A 15,887-nucleotide genomic window follows, 5' to 3' on the forward strand; every position below is an offset into this window, starting at 1 on the left:
CCAAATGCTACCCAATCCGACTCTGGACAAGCTGCAAACCCTGCGCCTGCACGGCATGATCAAAGCCTTGAGCGAGCAGCACGCAACACCGGACATCAACAGCCTCAGCTTCGAGGAACGCCTGGGGCTGATGGTCGACCGCGAGCTGACCGAGCGCGAAGACGCACGCCTGACGACTCGCTTGAAAGCAGCCCGACTGCGCCACAACGCCTGCCTGGAAGACATCGACTACCGCAGCCCGCGCGGTCTGGACAAGTCCCTGATCCTGCAACTGGGCAGCGGACAATGGCTGCGCGATGGTCTCAACCTGATCATCGGCGGCCCCACCGGCGTGGGCAAAACCTGGCTGGCCTGCGCCTTGGCGCACAAGGCCTGCCGGGACGGCTACAGCGTGCGGTACCTGCGCCTGCCGCGCTTGATGGAGGAATTGGGGCTGGCCCACGGCGACGGGCGCTTCGCCAAACTGATGGCCGGTTACGCGAAGACCGATCTGCTGATCCTCGACGACTGGGGCCTGGCGCCGTTTACTGCGCCGCAACGGCGAGACATGTTGGAACTGCTGGACGACCGTTACGGGTACCGCTCAACGCTGGTAACCAGCCAGATGCCGGTGGATAAATGGCATGCGCTGATCGGCGATCCGACCTTGGGCGATGCGATCCTCGACCGTCTGGTGCACAACGCTTACCGCATCGAACTCAAGGGCGAATCGCTGCGCAGGCGCGCGACGAAATTGACGGCAACAGGGACTTCAGACTAACAATGCGAACCTGCGTCGCTGCGCTCCGACTGCCTGTCCAAGTGGACACGGATTAGGTGTCCAAGTGAGCGTGGAACGAGTGTCCAAATGATGGTGGACTGGGTGTCCAAGTGTCGTGGAATCCGCAAGCAAGGCGCTATTCGAAATGCCGATTGTTGATGTGAGCGGCGATTTTAAGGTCTATTCGAACATCCAGGCAGGTGGAGAAATCGAAGACCATACCCGGAGCATGCAAGGGGATAGGGATCTATACAACGAGTATTCACGCACCTAGCGCGCTGCCTAGCACTCATCAGTAAAGCCTTGATATTAATTTGCCAACTTCCGATGATAGCCTAATACCCCACTCTCTCGACCACCAATATCTGAGTAGTTAATGTCAAATAACATCTATGCTTTTGTACGATTCTTCAAGGAAGAGGCACACAGGGAAAGCTTCATCCGCGGCGATCTCTATATGAATCGCCTGCAGTACTTTAGGGAATATGAGGAGAGTACAGGTGCAAATATCGCAGACATGTACGAGGCACCATACGCATGGTTCCAGGGAGAAGGAGCGTCCATTACTGTGGCTGGCGATGCACCAGGGGAAGAGCACCACATCACCGATATGTTAGGAATGGCTATCTTCAAGCAAAGCTATTTTCACTATCATGTGTACTGCATGAGCGCTTTGTACCTCAATGACAAGGACAATTTTGACAGTGAAGAGGCGCTGTACCAAAAGCTTCTGCCGTTTGTTGACAAAGGAGATCTAGGAGAATACTGCGCAGTGGTACCCTCAAAATCTTTTGTTATGCGGATGGACAAAGCACTCGCGGATCTCTCGAAGGCTGGCACAAAAAGCGGCCACAATCTGGTGGAATACTACGACCCGGACACAGCTAGCGTTGTGTTTGAGGGGGATAAAAGCATTCTTAGCAAACACTTATGCTACAACCATCAGCGTGAATATCGTGTCTATGCTTCTGATGGATCTACAGGGAGCGAAAGCCGAATCATAAACATTGGCGACCTTTCTGATATTGCACTCCGCCTAGGTAAACATGAGCTACGAGCCTCAATTAGGCTAGACCGAGCGAACCACGTAATGTACATAGCTCGCCCAGCTTAAACCTCCCTGTAATAGAGCCCCGTTCTCACGCGGGGCATCCTGCTTGGCATGGACTCAGGCATAAACCCCACGATCGGCGACTTGGCGGGCCAGCGCATTACAACACTGGCAAATGCCGTCTTCATCCGACTCGCAACCCTCTTTCAAGTTGGTGGGCGGCCCCTGCTCTGGGTTCACGCCTGAACGAATTAAGTCGTGAGAAAGACTGCCCTCGCGTCGCCAAACTCGCCCGGCAATATGCAGAGCAGGCGCTTCAACCCCTGCTGGACCAGCAGCGTACCAAGACCATCACCGTTATCTGTAGGTGACTTCGCCAGACGGTTACTCAATACCATCCCTACGCAGGCGAGCAGACACGACAGAAGCACGCCAACGAGAGCTTGGCGAAACTGGCGAGGCGCCAGGACGGTTGAGCAAGTCACAATCTGCTGCCTCTTCCAAGCTCGTGCTACGCCGGAGAGAGGCCTGACAGGGTGAGGGGTTGGGATCACCTAGATGGGGCGATCCCCGATACACATCGCTTTGTTATCCCTTGATGGATGGGCAACAGCTTTGAACGCATTACTCATGAGGTACTCTTTGACTTCGCTCCAGTCCTTGCCCGAGTCTGAAGACTCCAATGACAACTCTTGGCATCGCTTGATCGAAACTCACAAGGCTCATTCGGAACAAAACATCCATGACCTAGGCCTTGAGCACCTGCCCAACACCTCCAACATCCTGCCGTCCCTCGATCTAGCTGGAAAGGCAGCCTTAAGTGCGTTTCGAGGATTTTTGCTTTCGCCACGAGGCAACCCGCTGCGGCTCTCAGAAGGTTTTCTCTTTTTCGGAAACAAAACCGAGATTGCCAGGCGCTACGCTGACGTTGAGCCCAGCATGGTGCACCTCACCATTGCAGCCGTGCTCCAAAACGCCCGGGAACACAAAGATCACGAAAGGCGTCTCTGCCCCAACGGCTACGAGTCGGTCGTATTGGCCCCAGAGTGCTTCCTCAGATTCAACGAGGCCATCCTGCAAGCGTGCATGCTGAGGGCATGCCACCCAGCGGAGTTGGACTACTCATCCAGCCCTGAGCTCAGCAAGGTGATGAAAGAGCTGTTAGTGAAGGTGTTTGCACGTTCGGACAAGGACTTCGGCGACGCAGCCCTTGAGTTCGCTGCTGCCATCGCCGTAGGCTCGCTTCGGCTGGCGAAAACGGATATGGAGACTCTGCTGGACGATGCGCTGAAGCAGCACGCTGGCAATAAGTCCGAATTGCTCGGGATGCTTGTGCTGGCCAAGCAAGCTAATCACTAGAATGACCCGCTGAAAGTCGGCTTGCCGGCCATGGCATGTCGAATACAGAGAGACCAAGCAGTAGTTCAGGCAATGAAGTGGCAAATTCGATGGGCCCAATCAACGGCTCACTAATCTTGCTGGGCTACGGATCTGCGAGCCAGACGGTGGCGTCCGTTGGGACAGGCAGCATGAGCTGCCTGGTCTCGTTAGGCTGAAAACTCCTAGCGCGGCTGATGGATCAATTGAGCCACGACTCAACAGTTTCCGCACCATACTGTACTTTCCAGGCCTTCAGACCTTTGTGATTTCCCCCTTTGGTCTCTATAAATTCACCCGTGTGGGGGGTTACCTGATAGTGCCCCGGCAACATCGATTCGACAGTGCACCACGGCAATTTTTCGGTCTGAGCGATGGCGTCCACACTGTACAGTGGACGTCATGCATGCCATCGGAGCTGATTCGTCGTAAGCAGTGACGATCGCGTTGATCTAGCCAGAGACGGTGACCTCTCCAGACCATCCTCCGCTGAGCCACCAATTGAGCAGTGCAAGGATTCGCGATGCCCAGATACCTCAGTAACAGCGCAATACGTCTTTTGGAAGCGAGCCAAGAATCTTTGGCCTTGGCGCTGCATTGCCTGGGCACTCCAAATCGGGGAAGCCTGAGAGTTGAGGTAGCTCGATACTCCCCCGCGATTGGATTGATCGGAGCCGCCGCTGAGCAGGCTTTGGCTGCAATTATCGTTCAGGTTCGGGGCGATGAGGCTCTGGCTGCGTCCCCCACCCAGTACAAAAGCGCGCGACAGATTTTGTCGGACATGAGGGATTTACTCCGCGCGCCCATTCCTGCCAGCTCTTTCCTGACCGCAGGCGTAGCCGACCCCGCTCAACACCGCGAGTCGATCCTGCAGGCGTCAGAAGGATTTTCTGTGCTTTTCACCTACCGGGCGACCGGGCTCCATGCTGGCCTTGGTTTGTCTCGCACAGTGACACTGAAACAAGCCGTGAAGGTTCACAGTTTCCTTGAGCTCCTAGCCAGGTCAACTCGTATCCGCGCCTATATGGATCGGTTGCCGATACCACCAGATGAAGTCATCGACCAGACTGTATTGATTGATGACCTCATTCAAAAATTCCAAAGCACCGATGCAATTACCGAGCGGGTCAACGCCTTACGATCTTTGTTCCTGATCCTCCCCGAAGTCCCCCCAGAAGCACCGGAGTGGCTTGAAGCGTTTGACCGCTCCGTAGTCTCGCCACGCCCTGCTGACATCACTTTGCTTTTGGAAACACTTGAGCGCGCGGCACCAATGAGGTTCCGTCGCATGAATGCAGGGGGCCAAGCACTACCAGTAGTTGTCCGGCCAAACGACCCAAATGCGTTACCTATCGCCTTGCAGGACATGCGCCAAGCCTTTGGCCACGCGCGTGAGCAGTTTGGCGCAGACGTGGGAAATGCAAATGGACGGCTCGATCAAGGTATTCTGGATCTGCCCCCAGAGTCCTTCTTGCTCGATTTGTGCCTCCAAGGCCCTGAGCAGCTACGCGAGACTCTGGATCGGCAAACGCTCACCGGTCAAGAGGTGTGGCCTTTCGTGGCTACTGCATTGAGCCAGCAAGGAACAGAGCGCCCATACTGGTTCTTGGTATCGATGGTCGACGACATCGGTCAGCTAATCGGCCAGCTTCGCAGGGCTTCGGCGGTATCGGCTCAGGGACAGTTCAAAGAACGCTGTACCGCAGCCATCAGAGCCCTTGAGGCCAAAAGACAGGAGCGCACACTTCCGCCAGCTACTGAAATTGCGACCTTTACCGTCACACAATCTGCTGCGGCTGAAACCGCACGAGAAAGCATCCCCGACTCGATGGAGCGCAACGAAGGCACTGTTCGTGAAGCCTCTTTGGAAGCAATGCCGCCACTAGCCGCGTTATATGCCGGCGAATTCACTGCCGGCCAGGCTTTTCCTGCGGTGTATGCGTCCGAGAATCCAGATTCTAAGAAATACTGGACTCGCCAGTTGCTCATAGCAGCGACCGATGCCAGCGACCGCTCAATGCTCATCACTGCCCTGCGAGACCCTGAATTCGCCAACCTAAAGACGGATGCTCGAAAAGCGCTGCGCCTGGTAGATATTCTGACCTACGGGCCGAATATCGAACTAGGGTGACCACGATCCGTTCAACGACATCGGAGCCCCTCTGCGCATGCCTCGAACCCAGCAAAACCTCACCAGCCTGCGAGATACCTTCAGTCAGATCTTGGGCAACCAGAAAGACCACTACACGGATACACGGATCCCTGAATTGCTTTTCAGGCTAGGGCTGGATGATTGCACTGAGTACAGCTCCAAAAGGCAACACCTTGAGAAAGCAGTAGAAGCTTCGAGTGATGCTCAAATGTTGGCTGCCGCTCAGACGGCCTTGGAACTGATTGGCTTTGCGGCTCATGAGCGAGACCAGCTTCAAGAGCTGGTGTGGGACGATGGAACAGCGCCTGTCATCCCCGGTCGTTACCGAAGAGAGCTGGCAGAAAGGCTCAACCCCATCGAGCTATTCATAGACAGGGCTGCTTTTGAACACGTGCTCGGTGAGTTCTGGCAAATCGACACGATGTCGTTTGTGAATTTGCTGCGACCGACCCCGACACTTCGCCAAGAAATTGTCCGCCACTACATCGAAAATCCCGATTGGGATGCGGTGACGATCTCCGACAAGCTCGGAGCGTTTCAGTCCTCGCATGCCCGATTTGGCCGATTCGTCGAAGCCTTGGCTTCCTCGCGGGTATTGCCCAGCGAACCCGCTCAGCGAAAATTCATTGAGATCGTCAACGATACCCTCAAAACGTGTGGAGTCCACATTGTCGTCGGGGTGGGGGACGATGCCTTCCTGACGGCCTCCTTGGCTTACGTAGGATCAGCCAAGCAGTCCTCCCCCAAGAACCTGATCTTCGCCTCCACCACGAAGCCAGATCTGCGACTCGGCAACGCCCTGGACAACGATATCGAGGTGATGTCCGACCCAACGGATATCCTGATCTATGACCGACCTATCGGAAGCACCGGCCTCTTGTGGCGCGACCTACAGGCTTGGTATGCCCAAACCTATGACATCGAGGAAGGCCAGGCCAAAAATCGCCTATATCGGCGCCTGGAGGCCTGCCTGCCTAAATCATCGCCCCCTCAAGCGCTAGCCTTCAGCAGCTTTTTCAAGGCCTTCACGACACACATTCCTGAACTTCCAGTCTTACTGCCCGAGGTCTGGTTTCACTGGGATCCCCTGACGGTCTCACGGCGCGGCAAGGAGGCATTGCTCAGGTCGCGCATGGACTTCCTTCTACTATTGCCGGGCGGGGTGCGGGTTGTCATCGAGATTGATGGCAAACACCACTATTGCGATGCAACCGGACGCTCAAGTCCCCGCCTCTACGCCGAGATGATGGCAGCTGACAGGGCTCTAAGGCTGGTGGGGTATGAGGTCTATCGCTTCGGTGTTCACGAGCTTCAGCAGCCTAATGCCGAGGAGGTGCTGACAATATTCTATCGCTCGCTGTTTGAACGTTACTCATTGCTGCCGGCACCGTGATTCACTGATCCCATAAGCCGAAGATCGCTTAGCCTGAGCGCTGAAAAACTTTCCGCGAAGTAATTGATCAACGCCGATGCTTGCGGCCTCTTCCTGGATTCACATTGCTCCTCCAAATCCACAGATGGCACCATGTGGAAGACCTAATCATCACGATAGAATTTCAGCGAGACGCTGGGATGCTCACCCTCGCCCCCCGAAGGCTCACATTTTCAAAATCTACCAAGGAAATCGAAATTCATGGACAGTGTTTTTGAAGGTACCTTCCCTACTGACGCGAGCCCAGAGAAAATCTTCCCGCAAAACGCGCTCTCAATATTGCCATTCGTTCCGGAGGCCATATCAGCCTGGGCGTCAGGAAACGACCTGCATACCTTCATTCACAAACTACTTGAAGGTACGGGTTATGAAGATCAGGCAGATGAAAGGCTGGAGGGAGCGATCAACCAAGCCCTGGCTTTGGCAGACCACTTTGCAGAGACCGCAAGTCATTCAATGCCGGCGCCTGGTGCACGAACCCAAGCACCCGTGATGGTCGACTTTGAGCATGACCCTGTGTTCGGACGGTTAGCCAAGACATTGATAGCTTGGCAAGAGACCATCGGCAACGTCTTGTCCGAAGCAGGATATTTTTCTCTTTCACACATGCTTGAAACCCGGTCTGATCTGATGTGCTCTGTACAGCTGGCGGGCGCGCTGTACTACCGTCAGTCCATGCAAGTGCTGCGCGGATTCATCGAAAGCGTCATTTTACCAATCCATTTTTGCAGACGGCCCGAGCTGTTCAAGAAATGGAAATCTAACGAGTACCAAGCGCCTTCGATACGTGGCAAGGACGGAGTTCTATCGCGCCTGAAAAAAGATGGGATCATTTCGACAGAGCTGGAAACTACCATCTCCGATGCCTACAGCCTGCTCAATGGGTATATCCATGGTAGCGAAGAGAAACTGAACAACACCGGCCTGGATCGAGGCGAGTGGGAAGGTCATACATTCCAACAGGCGCGGTTCGAGGCATGGGCGCAGGTCTTTGCCTCACTCATCGAGGCCTCCCTCCCTCTCGTCAAAATCAATTTATCTCAGTGGGCAACAGCCAGGTTAGATTGGGAATTGTTCTGTAGCATATGCCATGGTCATGACCTCGAAACCAAGCAGCAAAGAATTGACCCACCGATGACTCAGCATCAGTGTAAGCAATGCAGTCATACCTTCTGGAGGAATGAGGACGGCCAGCAATTCGTGCATGCAACCGTAGAATTTCTCGACTGATCATTTCATGCGCTCAGGGCTGTGGAGAAGACCTCAACAGCCCGCCATGCAAACAGACTTTTTAGCTGACCTGCACGGGGATAGCCCAAGTTAAGCCCACGAGTTAATATTTGGGCGTTATTAGCTCTCCACGACTCCATGACTCGGGACTCAAGACTCAGGGCTCCCATGACGCTGATCGGGAAGGTTTAAGCTTTGGCCTGTACCTTCACCCAAACCAATCATTCGTGTTTACAGAGAGCCGAAAGCTAGTAAGTCGATCACCGCGCCATGTAAGGGTGACCGACAAACTATACAGTCGGATCAGCCTCGTAGTGGGAAGAAGCCGTATCTCCCACTCTTTCTGCTTTTCGTGAAGTGCTGATAATTCAAATGAGGGATGAGCGCCATATCAGGCTCCTTGTTCTCAAATACAATCACTTGAGAATCTTTGAAGTTGTCGGCAATATCCTGATAGAACGCATAAATCACGTCCGCTGCCACTTCCTCATCATCTTCCTCAGGCTCCGGATCCCCTTCTTTGTATGTCGTCAGTGGCGAATCAAGCACCACAAAGCCAGGGTGGCGCCCAGAGAGTTTTAGTAGATTCATCAGCCCTAGAGCAAATGCAGAAGACGCGATGGCTCGATACCCCTTGCCAAAATTGCCTCTCGCACTCCCACCAATGGTGATGTCCCGGGCTTTGAAGTTGAATTCCACCGGGGCGTGATTCGGGAAACTCCAGCGCTGCAAGATATCCTGAATCTCTTTAACCAAAGGCTTGGCAGACTCCTCAAAGCTTTCAGGGGTGTATTTGTTTTGCTCCTCAAGCAGCAATACACCCAGCTTTTTCAGCTCCCCTCTTAGCTTGGCCTTATTCGTAACGTACTTATCCAGCGCCGAGTGATCCTGGTTGAGGCATGAGGCTAGCTCCTTCAGATCGCTTACCAGCTGCACTGAGCTCTGAATCTCTGTGGAGATCAACTTCTCCAGTGCTGCGATGGACGTTTTGGTAGTCTCAGCGGTGGAAGTATTCCGTTCAATCGCTGCTGCCAGGGATCCCTGTGCCTCCCCAAGCTCATGGAGGTTTTTCGAAATTCGCTCCAGCTCGAAGGAAACCCCCTTCTTGATGTCATCGACATCGGTTGTGCATGATTCGGAGTCGAAATGATTGCCACAGGTTGGACAAAGCACCGCGTCTGACTCGTCGAGTAAGACTGCCGCTTGCTCAATTCCCTGTAGACGCTGGCGGTCTGATTCATATTTCTGGCCAAGCATGCCAAATCGCCCCAGTAGGGCCCTATCTTCAGCAATTTTTCCTTCGACCACTTCCAGTTCGGAGATATGGCTGGCCTTTTGGGTGAATAGCCCTTCACTCGAATGAAAAGCGCCTTCCAGCTCAGTTTCAGCCACCTTGAGCCGAAGCTTAACTTGGGTCGTAAAAGAACTGAGCTTCTGGAGTTCAAGCGCCTCAACCGCGTCGTCACCTGGATAGAATTGCTTGATAATGTCTTCGACAGCAGCTGCCCTGTGCCTCAATGCCCCTTTTGACGCCAACTCCTTTTTAGCCTGTTTAACCCCGGTGTCGTCTTTCCCCGTCAGCAACAGCTTCAGAATGGATGTCTCCATAGTGCGCTCGTCTTTCTGACCCGTACCCAGTGGAGAGTACTCAGCCACGATTCGCGTTTCATCCATCAAAAATGCTTTTTCGAAATCACGAAGAGAGAACGAAGCGTTATTGAGAGAGGCTGTACCTTTCAACAACAGCTTTCCATTCAACCCCAACCTATCCAGGAATTGATTGGAGATCGAATTCATCTTTGTAGGGTTATGTTTCACCCCCAGGGTTTGAACCTTCCCCTCTTCATCGTAAAAAGTAGGCTTAGAGCTTTCTGAAAGGTGCCTCTCAATGGTGAAGGAGCGGCCATCATCGTGCACAAACTTAACCTTGAGAGTGGTGTAGCCCTGCGACTCGTTGATAGGCTTTGGAGGCGTATTTGCACCAAGGGCAAACTTCAGGCACTGAACAATGTAGGACTTACCAGTGTTGGAGCCGCCTTGAACAACGTTCGCACCCTTCTCAAAATAAACAGCGGCGTCTGCACGGTCAGGGCCACTCACGACAACGCTTTCAATATACATCAGACCACCCTGTCAATTTTATAAATAGTGCGGCGTTGAGCAGCGAGAAAATCAACATTAGCCTCGACCCAAGAAACACGTCTTCTGAAATCCACATGGTATTCAGTACTCAACTTGGCGGCAAACACACTACCCGCACTGGTAATAGAGTATCGAACACCTTTCTCATCAACTTTGGAAGTAATCAAACCTTTAGCGGTAAATAGTTTTATTGCGCCTGGGAAAATTTCTCGCCTACGCACCAGTTCGGCAAGTCGATTCAAAAGGACTGGATGCAGGCTTGCATCCCCTTGAAAGTCACTACTATAAATAGAGGCATAGTCAAAGAAGATAAGTTCATCGAGATCAAGCTGCCGGGCTAAGCCTGCAAGCAACAGAACAATGCGTGCACCAACTTCCACAGGGCTGTTGTACAAATCCTTTGAGCTCGTCATCTATTTCTTAATCCATTTAAACTTTAGGTCATTCACCAGTTGATGACATAGCCCCTTTCGATCGGAGGTCTGCAAGAAATGCCGAAGTGGATGAGAGTCATATGGAATATTAACGGACTGCGTGCTTACTTCGAGAAAACGTTGATACCCATCATCGAATTTCTTACGCACCACGCTGTGCAAGCCTTCGTGGCACTCACCTTTGAGGCTTTCATAGCATCCTGTAGGAAAAGCATCGCGCGAAAATATCTCCAGTGACTCAGCGCTGAAAAAGTTAATCCGCGCTCGCTCAAGATCTTCCTTATACTCAGAGTCCATGACGCTACTGAATGAATACTCTGCACCATCGGCATCAGAGAACGCATCTAAAAGCGCATCAATATAAATTTTCTCATTATCACCAACAGCGCTGGGCTCAGGCTTCCGAACCTGCGGTCGCTTAAGATGATAGCTTCCAAACCGCGTCGTGTGATATGGCGTCAGGGCGTGCCTATCAATTAACTCCTGTGAAGACATTTCATCAACAAATGAAAAATCAAGGGTATTTATATAATCCAACAGACCACCCTCAAGAGGAATGGACTCCGTCTTCGTAATCTTATCCTTACATACCTTATCCCAACGCTTAATGATCTCAGCCTTGATGCGAGACTTCTTGGACAGCATATCGATGCAATCAGAGCTGCAGCCTTTCGGGGAAACAAAGCGGTACTCACGCGGCAGGGTGTAATCCTCCCTCCACGTGTAGTAAACCAGCTTACCCAGCTCCCCAACTACGTTTGCTACGCTCAGTTTATCTTTGTAGTGCTTGCATTGGTAATTGTCCCACCCCGTCGCATGCCGCGCGATGACATCGCGCCCCTTGTCTCCCGCACCAGCACAGCGAGTGACCGATTCGTAGTCTTTACCTAAGTAAGAGACGAACTCCAGCGTAAAAATTTCCCAAGTATCCGGAGACATGATCTGCAGGCGATCCAGGGGATGAACTGTTTCACCTTTTTCTACATCCAGTGCTGTGAGCTCGAATTCCGGGGGTGGAGGGAGCTTAATGGCATTTTCACCAAAAGACATTAGCTACTCCTCTGCGACAACGTGCTTTGCTTGCTGAGTTGTAATTAGCCCATATCATAATCCGAGGTCGCGCTCCACCTGTAGGGTCTGGATACGATCTGGCATCTCACCAAGGATTTTATTTGGATTCTTCCGCAAGGCGCCCGTGAGCTTCTTCAGGAAACGCTGATTCAACTCCATATCCCCCATCAGTTCGGCAATAATGATTTCAGGGTCAACGTCAGCTTCTTCCAGTCCAATTGCCAGCGCCGCGCGGGCTGCGCCGATGGGTTTGTCCATCGCGTATTCGACTAGATCGGCAGGATGAAAAGCATATTCCTGCTTCTGTTCCTGGCCCTTTTCCTGCTCCTGCTCACTCATGCATGAGTTCCTTAGTTGTCGGCATATTGTTCGTCTGGGGATTCGTCTGGGTTCTTGAGTTATTGGGCTTTCAGGCTTTCAAGCGGGTGCTCTTCTAATCGCATGCACGACTAAGACTCCCAAGTAGCCGCCTCGGGATATGATGGTCGTCTGTCTGCGTTTCTGTGGCGTAGCTGATCCATGCCGAATTCCTACCGCCCTACTCTCCCCTTAGGCGGGGGTGGCTGGGCATCTAAGTGTCCATAGGTAATGGCACAATACTATCTTTAATGCGCCGTGCTGGGGAACCCGACGGGGCGCCTGGAGTGCTAACTGGAGGAGTCGTGCGGGGCACTTGGGGACTGAGGGTTATGGAATTGCGGGCTTTGTGTGGGGGGTGGGGGTAGCCGACATGTTCATCGATTTGAGAAAAATGGACAATGGACAAAAAAATAAGCTACTGATTTGTATAGATTTGACATGTCCATTTATGGATTTAGCTCACACGTACAGAACTTATCGGACGCGGCCACGACTTTTTCCTAATCGTCGAGAACAAGATTTCAGCCGATTCAATAAAGAGACCACGCGTGAGCGCTAACGCCTGCGTCTACCCACGTGAAAGCCGTGAGAATTCCACCCAGAGCCAGCGATTTTGTGGGGGTAAAATCGTTCACAAATAAAAAGGGTCGCGAAATAAAATCTCGCAACCCTTTGATTTATATGGTCGGGACGGAGTGATTCGAACACTCGACCCCTAGCACCCCATGCTAGTGCGCTACCGGACTGCGCTACGCCCCGACTAGGCGTGAAACTGATCTCGCACCTGCGACAAACAATTAGGAATATACCCTAAGCCTTTGAATTTTGGAAGTATCCGGATTGGCCTACGCCTTGCGCAGTACCACCAATACATCCTCCAGCTCGGAAATCATCTGGCGGATCATTTGTTTGTACTGGGTTGTGTCGTCCTTGGCTTCGTCACTGGACATGCGCAGTCGCGCGCCGCCGATGGTGAAGCCCTGGTCGTACAGCAAGGCGCGAATCTGCCGGATCATCAGCACGTCCTGGCGCTGATAATACCGGCGATTTCCGCGTCGTTTGACCGGATTGAGCTGAGGAAACTCTTGTTCCCAATAGCGCAAAACGTGCGGTTTTACCGCGCAGAGCTCGCTGACTTCACCGATGGTGAAGTAGCGTTTGCCTGGAATGGGCGGCAGCTCGTCGTTATGACTTGGTTCCAGCATAAGCCTCAACTCGGGCCTTCAACTTCTGCCCTGGACGAAAGGTGACCACACGGCGAGCTGTAATCGGGATTTCTTCTCCCGTCTTTGGATTACGACCAGGTCGCTGGCGTTTATCTCGCAGGTCAAAATTGCCGAAACCGGACAATTTGACCTGCTCGTTATCTTCCAGAGCGTGCCTGATTTCCTCAAAGAAAAGCTCTACCAGTTCCTTGGCTTCTCGTTTATTCAGGCCCAGCTCTTCATACAGACGTTCGGCCATCTCAGCTTTCGTCAGAGCCCCCATACGCTACTTCCTTAACGTGGCGTTTAACCTTTCCTCGAGCGAGGTGAGGATCACATGCGTCGTCGCATTGATCTCATCGTCATTAAGAGTGCGCGATGGATGCTGCCAGGTCAAGCCAACTGCAAGGCTTTTTCTATGCGGATCAATACCTTTACCCTGATATACGTCAAATAGCCTGAGGTCTGTGAGCCATTCGCCTGCATTTTCACGAATAACGTCCAGTACTGCGGTGGCTGCGACGCCTTCATCAGCGATCAAGGCGAGGTCGCGACGCACTTCCGGGAAGCGGGAAAGCTCGTGGAATTTCGGCAGACGGCCCTTGGACACTTCACCCAATACCAGCTCGAAAACGAACACCGGACGATCCAGGCCCAGGGTTTTCACCAGTTCCGGGTGCAGGGCACCGACGAAACCGACTTCACGACCGTCGCGCATGATCCGCGCGGTCTGGCCTGGGTGCAGCGCCGGGTGTTGGCCCGACTCGAAGGTGAACTCAGCCAGTGCGCCGGAGAAGCCCAGTACCGCTTCAACATCAGCCTTGATGTCGAAGAAGTCGACCGCGTCACGACCCTGCGCCCAGCCTTCCGGCAGGCGGCTGCCGCAGATTACGCCGGCGAGCATCGGCTCTTGTTTCAAACCTTCCAACTGACCCACGAAGCGCAGGCCGCTTTCGAACATGCGCACGCGGTCTTGCTGGCGATTGAGGTTGTGTTGCAGCGCCTTGACCAGCCCTGGCCACAGCGACGAACGCATGGCGGCCATGTCGACCGAGATCGGGTTGGCCAACAGCAGCGGTTCGACGCCAGGGTTGAACAGCTCGAACCACTTCGGATCGATGAAGCTGTAGGTGATCGCTTCCTGATAACCACGGGCCACCAGCAGGCGACGCAGTGCAGGCAGGTCGCCTTGCGCTTCGGTCTTGGCTTGCGGCGCCAGACGCGCTTGCGGGTAACGAACCGGCAGGCGGTTGTAGCCGTACAGACGAGCCAACTCTTCGATCAGGTCGACTTCGATGCTGATGTCGAAACGGTGACTTGGCACTTCAACGCGCCATTGGCCGGCGACTTCCGAAGAAATCTTCAGGTCCAGGCCGGTCAGCAGGCGCTCGACTTCGACCGGGTCCATTTCCATGCCGAGCATCTGGGAGATACGCTCAGCACGAAGAATGACCGGCGCAACCGAAGGCAGATGCGCTTCGCTGACGGTTTCGATAATCGGTCCGGCTTCGCCACCGGTGATCTCCAGCAGCAGGCGGGTCGCGCGCTCCATGGCTTCACGGGCCAGGCGCCAGTCCACGCCACGCTCATAGCGGTGCGAGGCGTCGGTGTGCAGGCCGTAGGAACGGGCCTTGCCGGCGACAGCAATGTTGTCGAAGAAAGCGCTTTCGAGGAACAGGTCGCGGGTGGTGTCGCTGACACCGCTGTGTTCGCCACCCATGACGCCGGCAATCGCCAGCGCGCGTTGGTGGTCGGCGATGACCAGGGTGTCGGCGCGCAGGCTGACTTCCTGACCGTCGAGCAATACCAGCTTCTCGCCCTCTTCCGCCATGCGCACACGAATGCCGCCATTGATTTCGGCGAGGTCGAAGGCGTGCAGCGGTTGACCCAGCTCAAGCATCACGTAGTTGGTGATGTCGACTGCGGCGTCGATGCTGCGCACGTCGGAACGACGCAGGCGCTCGACCATCCACAGTGGCGTAGGACGCGACAGATCGACGTTACGAATGACCCGACCCAGGTAACGCGGGCAGGCCGCCGGCGCCAGCACTTCAACCGGACGCACTTCGTCGTGTACCGCAGGTACTGCAACGACCGCAGGACGCGTGACGGGCGCGTCGTACAGCGCGCCGACTTCACGAGCCAGACCGGCCACCGACAGGCAGTCGCCACGGTTCGGGGTCAGATCGACCTCAATGCTCGCGTCGTCCAATTCCAGGTAAACGCGGATATCCTGACCCACTGGCGCATCAGCCGCCAGTTCCATCAGACCGTCGTTGCCCTCGCCTACTTGCAGCTCGGCCTGGGAGCAGAGCATGCCGTTGGATTCAACGCCACGCAGCTTGGCTTTCTTGATTTTGAAGTCGCCGGGCAGTTCAGCCCCAATCATGGCGAACGGAATTTTCAGGCCAGGGCGCACATTGGGTGCGCCGCAGACGACCTGAAAGGTTTCCACGCCATTGCTGACCTGGCATACCCGCAGCTTGTCGGCGTCCGGGTGTTGTTCGGTGCTCAGCACCTCGCCTACAACGACGCCGGAGAACTCGCCAGCGGCGGGGGTCACGCTATCGACCTCAAGACCGGCCATCGACAGACGAGCAACCAGCTCGTCGCGGGAGACTTGCGGGCTTACCCAGCCACGCAGCCACTTTTCACTGAATTTCATCCTGCTCT

General features: G+C 54.2%; 14 protein-coding genes, 1 tRNA gene and 1 pseudogene. 7 read left to right on the forward strand and 9 right to left on the reverse strand.

What is annotated here, in order from left to right:
* The first annotated feature begins 4 nt into the window (after positions 1-4).
* The 4 genes from istB (at position 5) to ACF0H7_RS20380 (ending at position 3,170) form a co-directional block, all read left to right on the forward strand.
* Entirely contained in the window at positions 5-760 is a 756-nt protein-coding gene (gene istB / locus ACF0H7_RS20365; RefSeq protein WP_397448675.1) for an IS21-like element ISPre4 family helper ATPase IstB, read from the forward strand.
* Between the two features lie 376 nt (positions 761-1,136).
* Positions 1,137-1,874 carry a hypothetical protein gene (locus tag ACF0H7_RS20370; RefSeq protein WP_397448676.1) on the forward strand — a complete coding sequence of 246 codons (738 nt, stop codon included), beginning with the start codon at positions 1,137-1,139 and terminating at the stop codon, positions 1,872-1,874.
* 179 nt (positions 1,875-2,053) lie between these two features.
* Positions 2,054-2,182 carry a phage GP46 family protein gene (locus ACF0H7_RS20375; RefSeq protein ID WP_397453963.1) on the forward strand — a complete coding sequence of 43 codons (129 nt, stop codon included), beginning with the start codon at positions 2,054-2,056 and terminating at the stop codon, positions 2,180-2,182.
* 271 nt (positions 2,183-2,453) lie between these two features.
* Positions 2,454-3,170, forward strand: a complete 717-nt coding sequence (locus ACF0H7_RS20380) for a hypothetical protein (RefSeq protein WP_397448677.1) — start codon at positions 2,454-2,456, stop codon at positions 3,168-3,170.
* 220 nt (positions 3,171-3,390) lie between these two features.
* Here the strand turns inward: ACF0H7_RS20380 and ACF0H7_RS20385 are convergent.
* Positions 3,391-3,495 (reverse strand): annotated as a pseudogene (locus tag ACF0H7_RS20385) (transcriptional regulator); the annotation flags it as partial.
* A 216-nt stretch (positions 3,496-3,711) separates the two neighbouring features.
* Between ACF0H7_RS20385 and ACF0H7_RS20390 the strand changes: the two are divergent.
* From ACF0H7_RS20390 to ACF0H7_RS20400, 3 genes are all read left to right on the forward strand, one after another.
* Positions 3,712-5,319, forward strand: a complete 1,608-nt coding sequence (locus ACF0H7_RS20390) for a hypothetical protein (protein ID WP_257102477.1) — start codon at positions 3,712-3,714, stop codon at positions 5,317-5,319.
* A gap of 37 nt (positions 5,320-5,356) precedes the next feature.
* Positions 5,357-6,733, forward strand: coding sequence for a hypothetical protein (locus tag ACF0H7_RS20395; protein WP_397448678.1), 1,377 nt, complete (start codon positions 5,357-5,359; stop codon positions 6,731-6,733).
* 240 nt (positions 6,734-6,973) lie between these two features.
* A complete protein-coding gene (locus ACF0H7_RS20400; RefSeq protein ID WP_397448679.1) occupies positions 6,974-8,002 on the forward strand; it encodes a hypothetical protein in 1,029 nt (342 codons plus the stop codon).
* Positions 8,003-8,305: 303 nt separating this feature from the next.
* Here ACF0H7_RS20400 and ACF0H7_RS20405 read toward each other — a convergent pair whose 3' ends face one another.
* The 8 genes from ACF0H7_RS20405 to pheT all read right to left on the reverse strand — a co-directional run bounded on the left by ACF0H7_RS20405 (position 8,306) and on the right by pheT (position 15,879).
* Complete coding sequence (locus ACF0H7_RS20405; protein WP_397448680.1) at positions 8,306-10,123, reverse strand: AAA family ATPase; 1,818 nt, start codon at positions 10,121-10,123, stop codon at positions 8,306-8,308.
* Positions 10,123-10,557 (reverse strand): ABC-three component system middle component 2, encoded by a 435-nt coding sequence (locus ACF0H7_RS20410; RefSeq protein ID WP_397448681.1) that lies wholly within the window; start codon positions 10,555-10,557, stop codon positions 10,123-10,125. The genes ACF0H7_RS20405 and ACF0H7_RS20410 overlap by 1 nt, the downstream gene beginning before the upstream one ends.
* On the reverse strand, positions 10,558-11,628 hold the full coding sequence (locus tag ACF0H7_RS20415; RefSeq protein ID WP_397448682.1) for an ABC-three component system protein: 1,071 nt from the start codon (positions 11,626-11,628) through the stop codon (positions 10,558-10,560). It lies immediately after the preceding gene.
* A 54-nt stretch (positions 11,629-11,682) separates the two neighbouring features.
* Positions 11,683-11,988: a hypothetical protein gene (locus ACF0H7_RS20420; RefSeq protein ID WP_397448683.1), complete on the reverse strand. Its 306-nt coding sequence runs from the start codon at positions 11,986-11,988 to the stop codon at positions 11,683-11,685.
* 703 nt (positions 11,989-12,691) lie between these two features.
* Positions 12,692-12,768: transfer RNA gene (locus ACF0H7_RS20425), tRNA-Pro, on the reverse strand.
* Between the two features lie 86 nt (positions 12,769-12,854).
* Positions 12,855-13,214, reverse strand: a complete 360-nt coding sequence (locus tag ACF0H7_RS20430) for a MerR family transcriptional regulator (RefSeq protein ID WP_397448684.1) — start codon at positions 13,212-13,214, stop codon at positions 12,855-12,857.
* Positions 13,195-13,497 (reverse strand): integration host factor subunit alpha, encoded by a 303-nt coding sequence (ihfA, locus tag ACF0H7_RS20435; protein WP_002553164.1) that lies wholly within the window; start codon positions 13,495-13,497, stop codon positions 13,195-13,197. The genes ACF0H7_RS20430 and ihfA overlap by 20 nt, the downstream gene beginning before the upstream one ends.
* 3 nt (positions 13,498-13,500) lie before the next feature.
* Positions 13,501-15,879, reverse strand: a complete 2,379-nt coding sequence (gene pheT, locus ACF0H7_RS20440) for a phenylalanine--tRNA ligase subunit beta (protein WP_397448685.1) — start codon at positions 15,877-15,879, stop codon at positions 13,501-13,503.
* Positions 15,880-15,887: the final 8 nt, after the last annotated feature.

This window comes from Pseudomonas sp. NA-150 (genome assembly GCF_044336365.1).
GTDB lineage: Bacteria > Pseudomonadota > Gammaproteobacteria > Pseudomonadales > Pseudomonadaceae > Aquipseudomonas.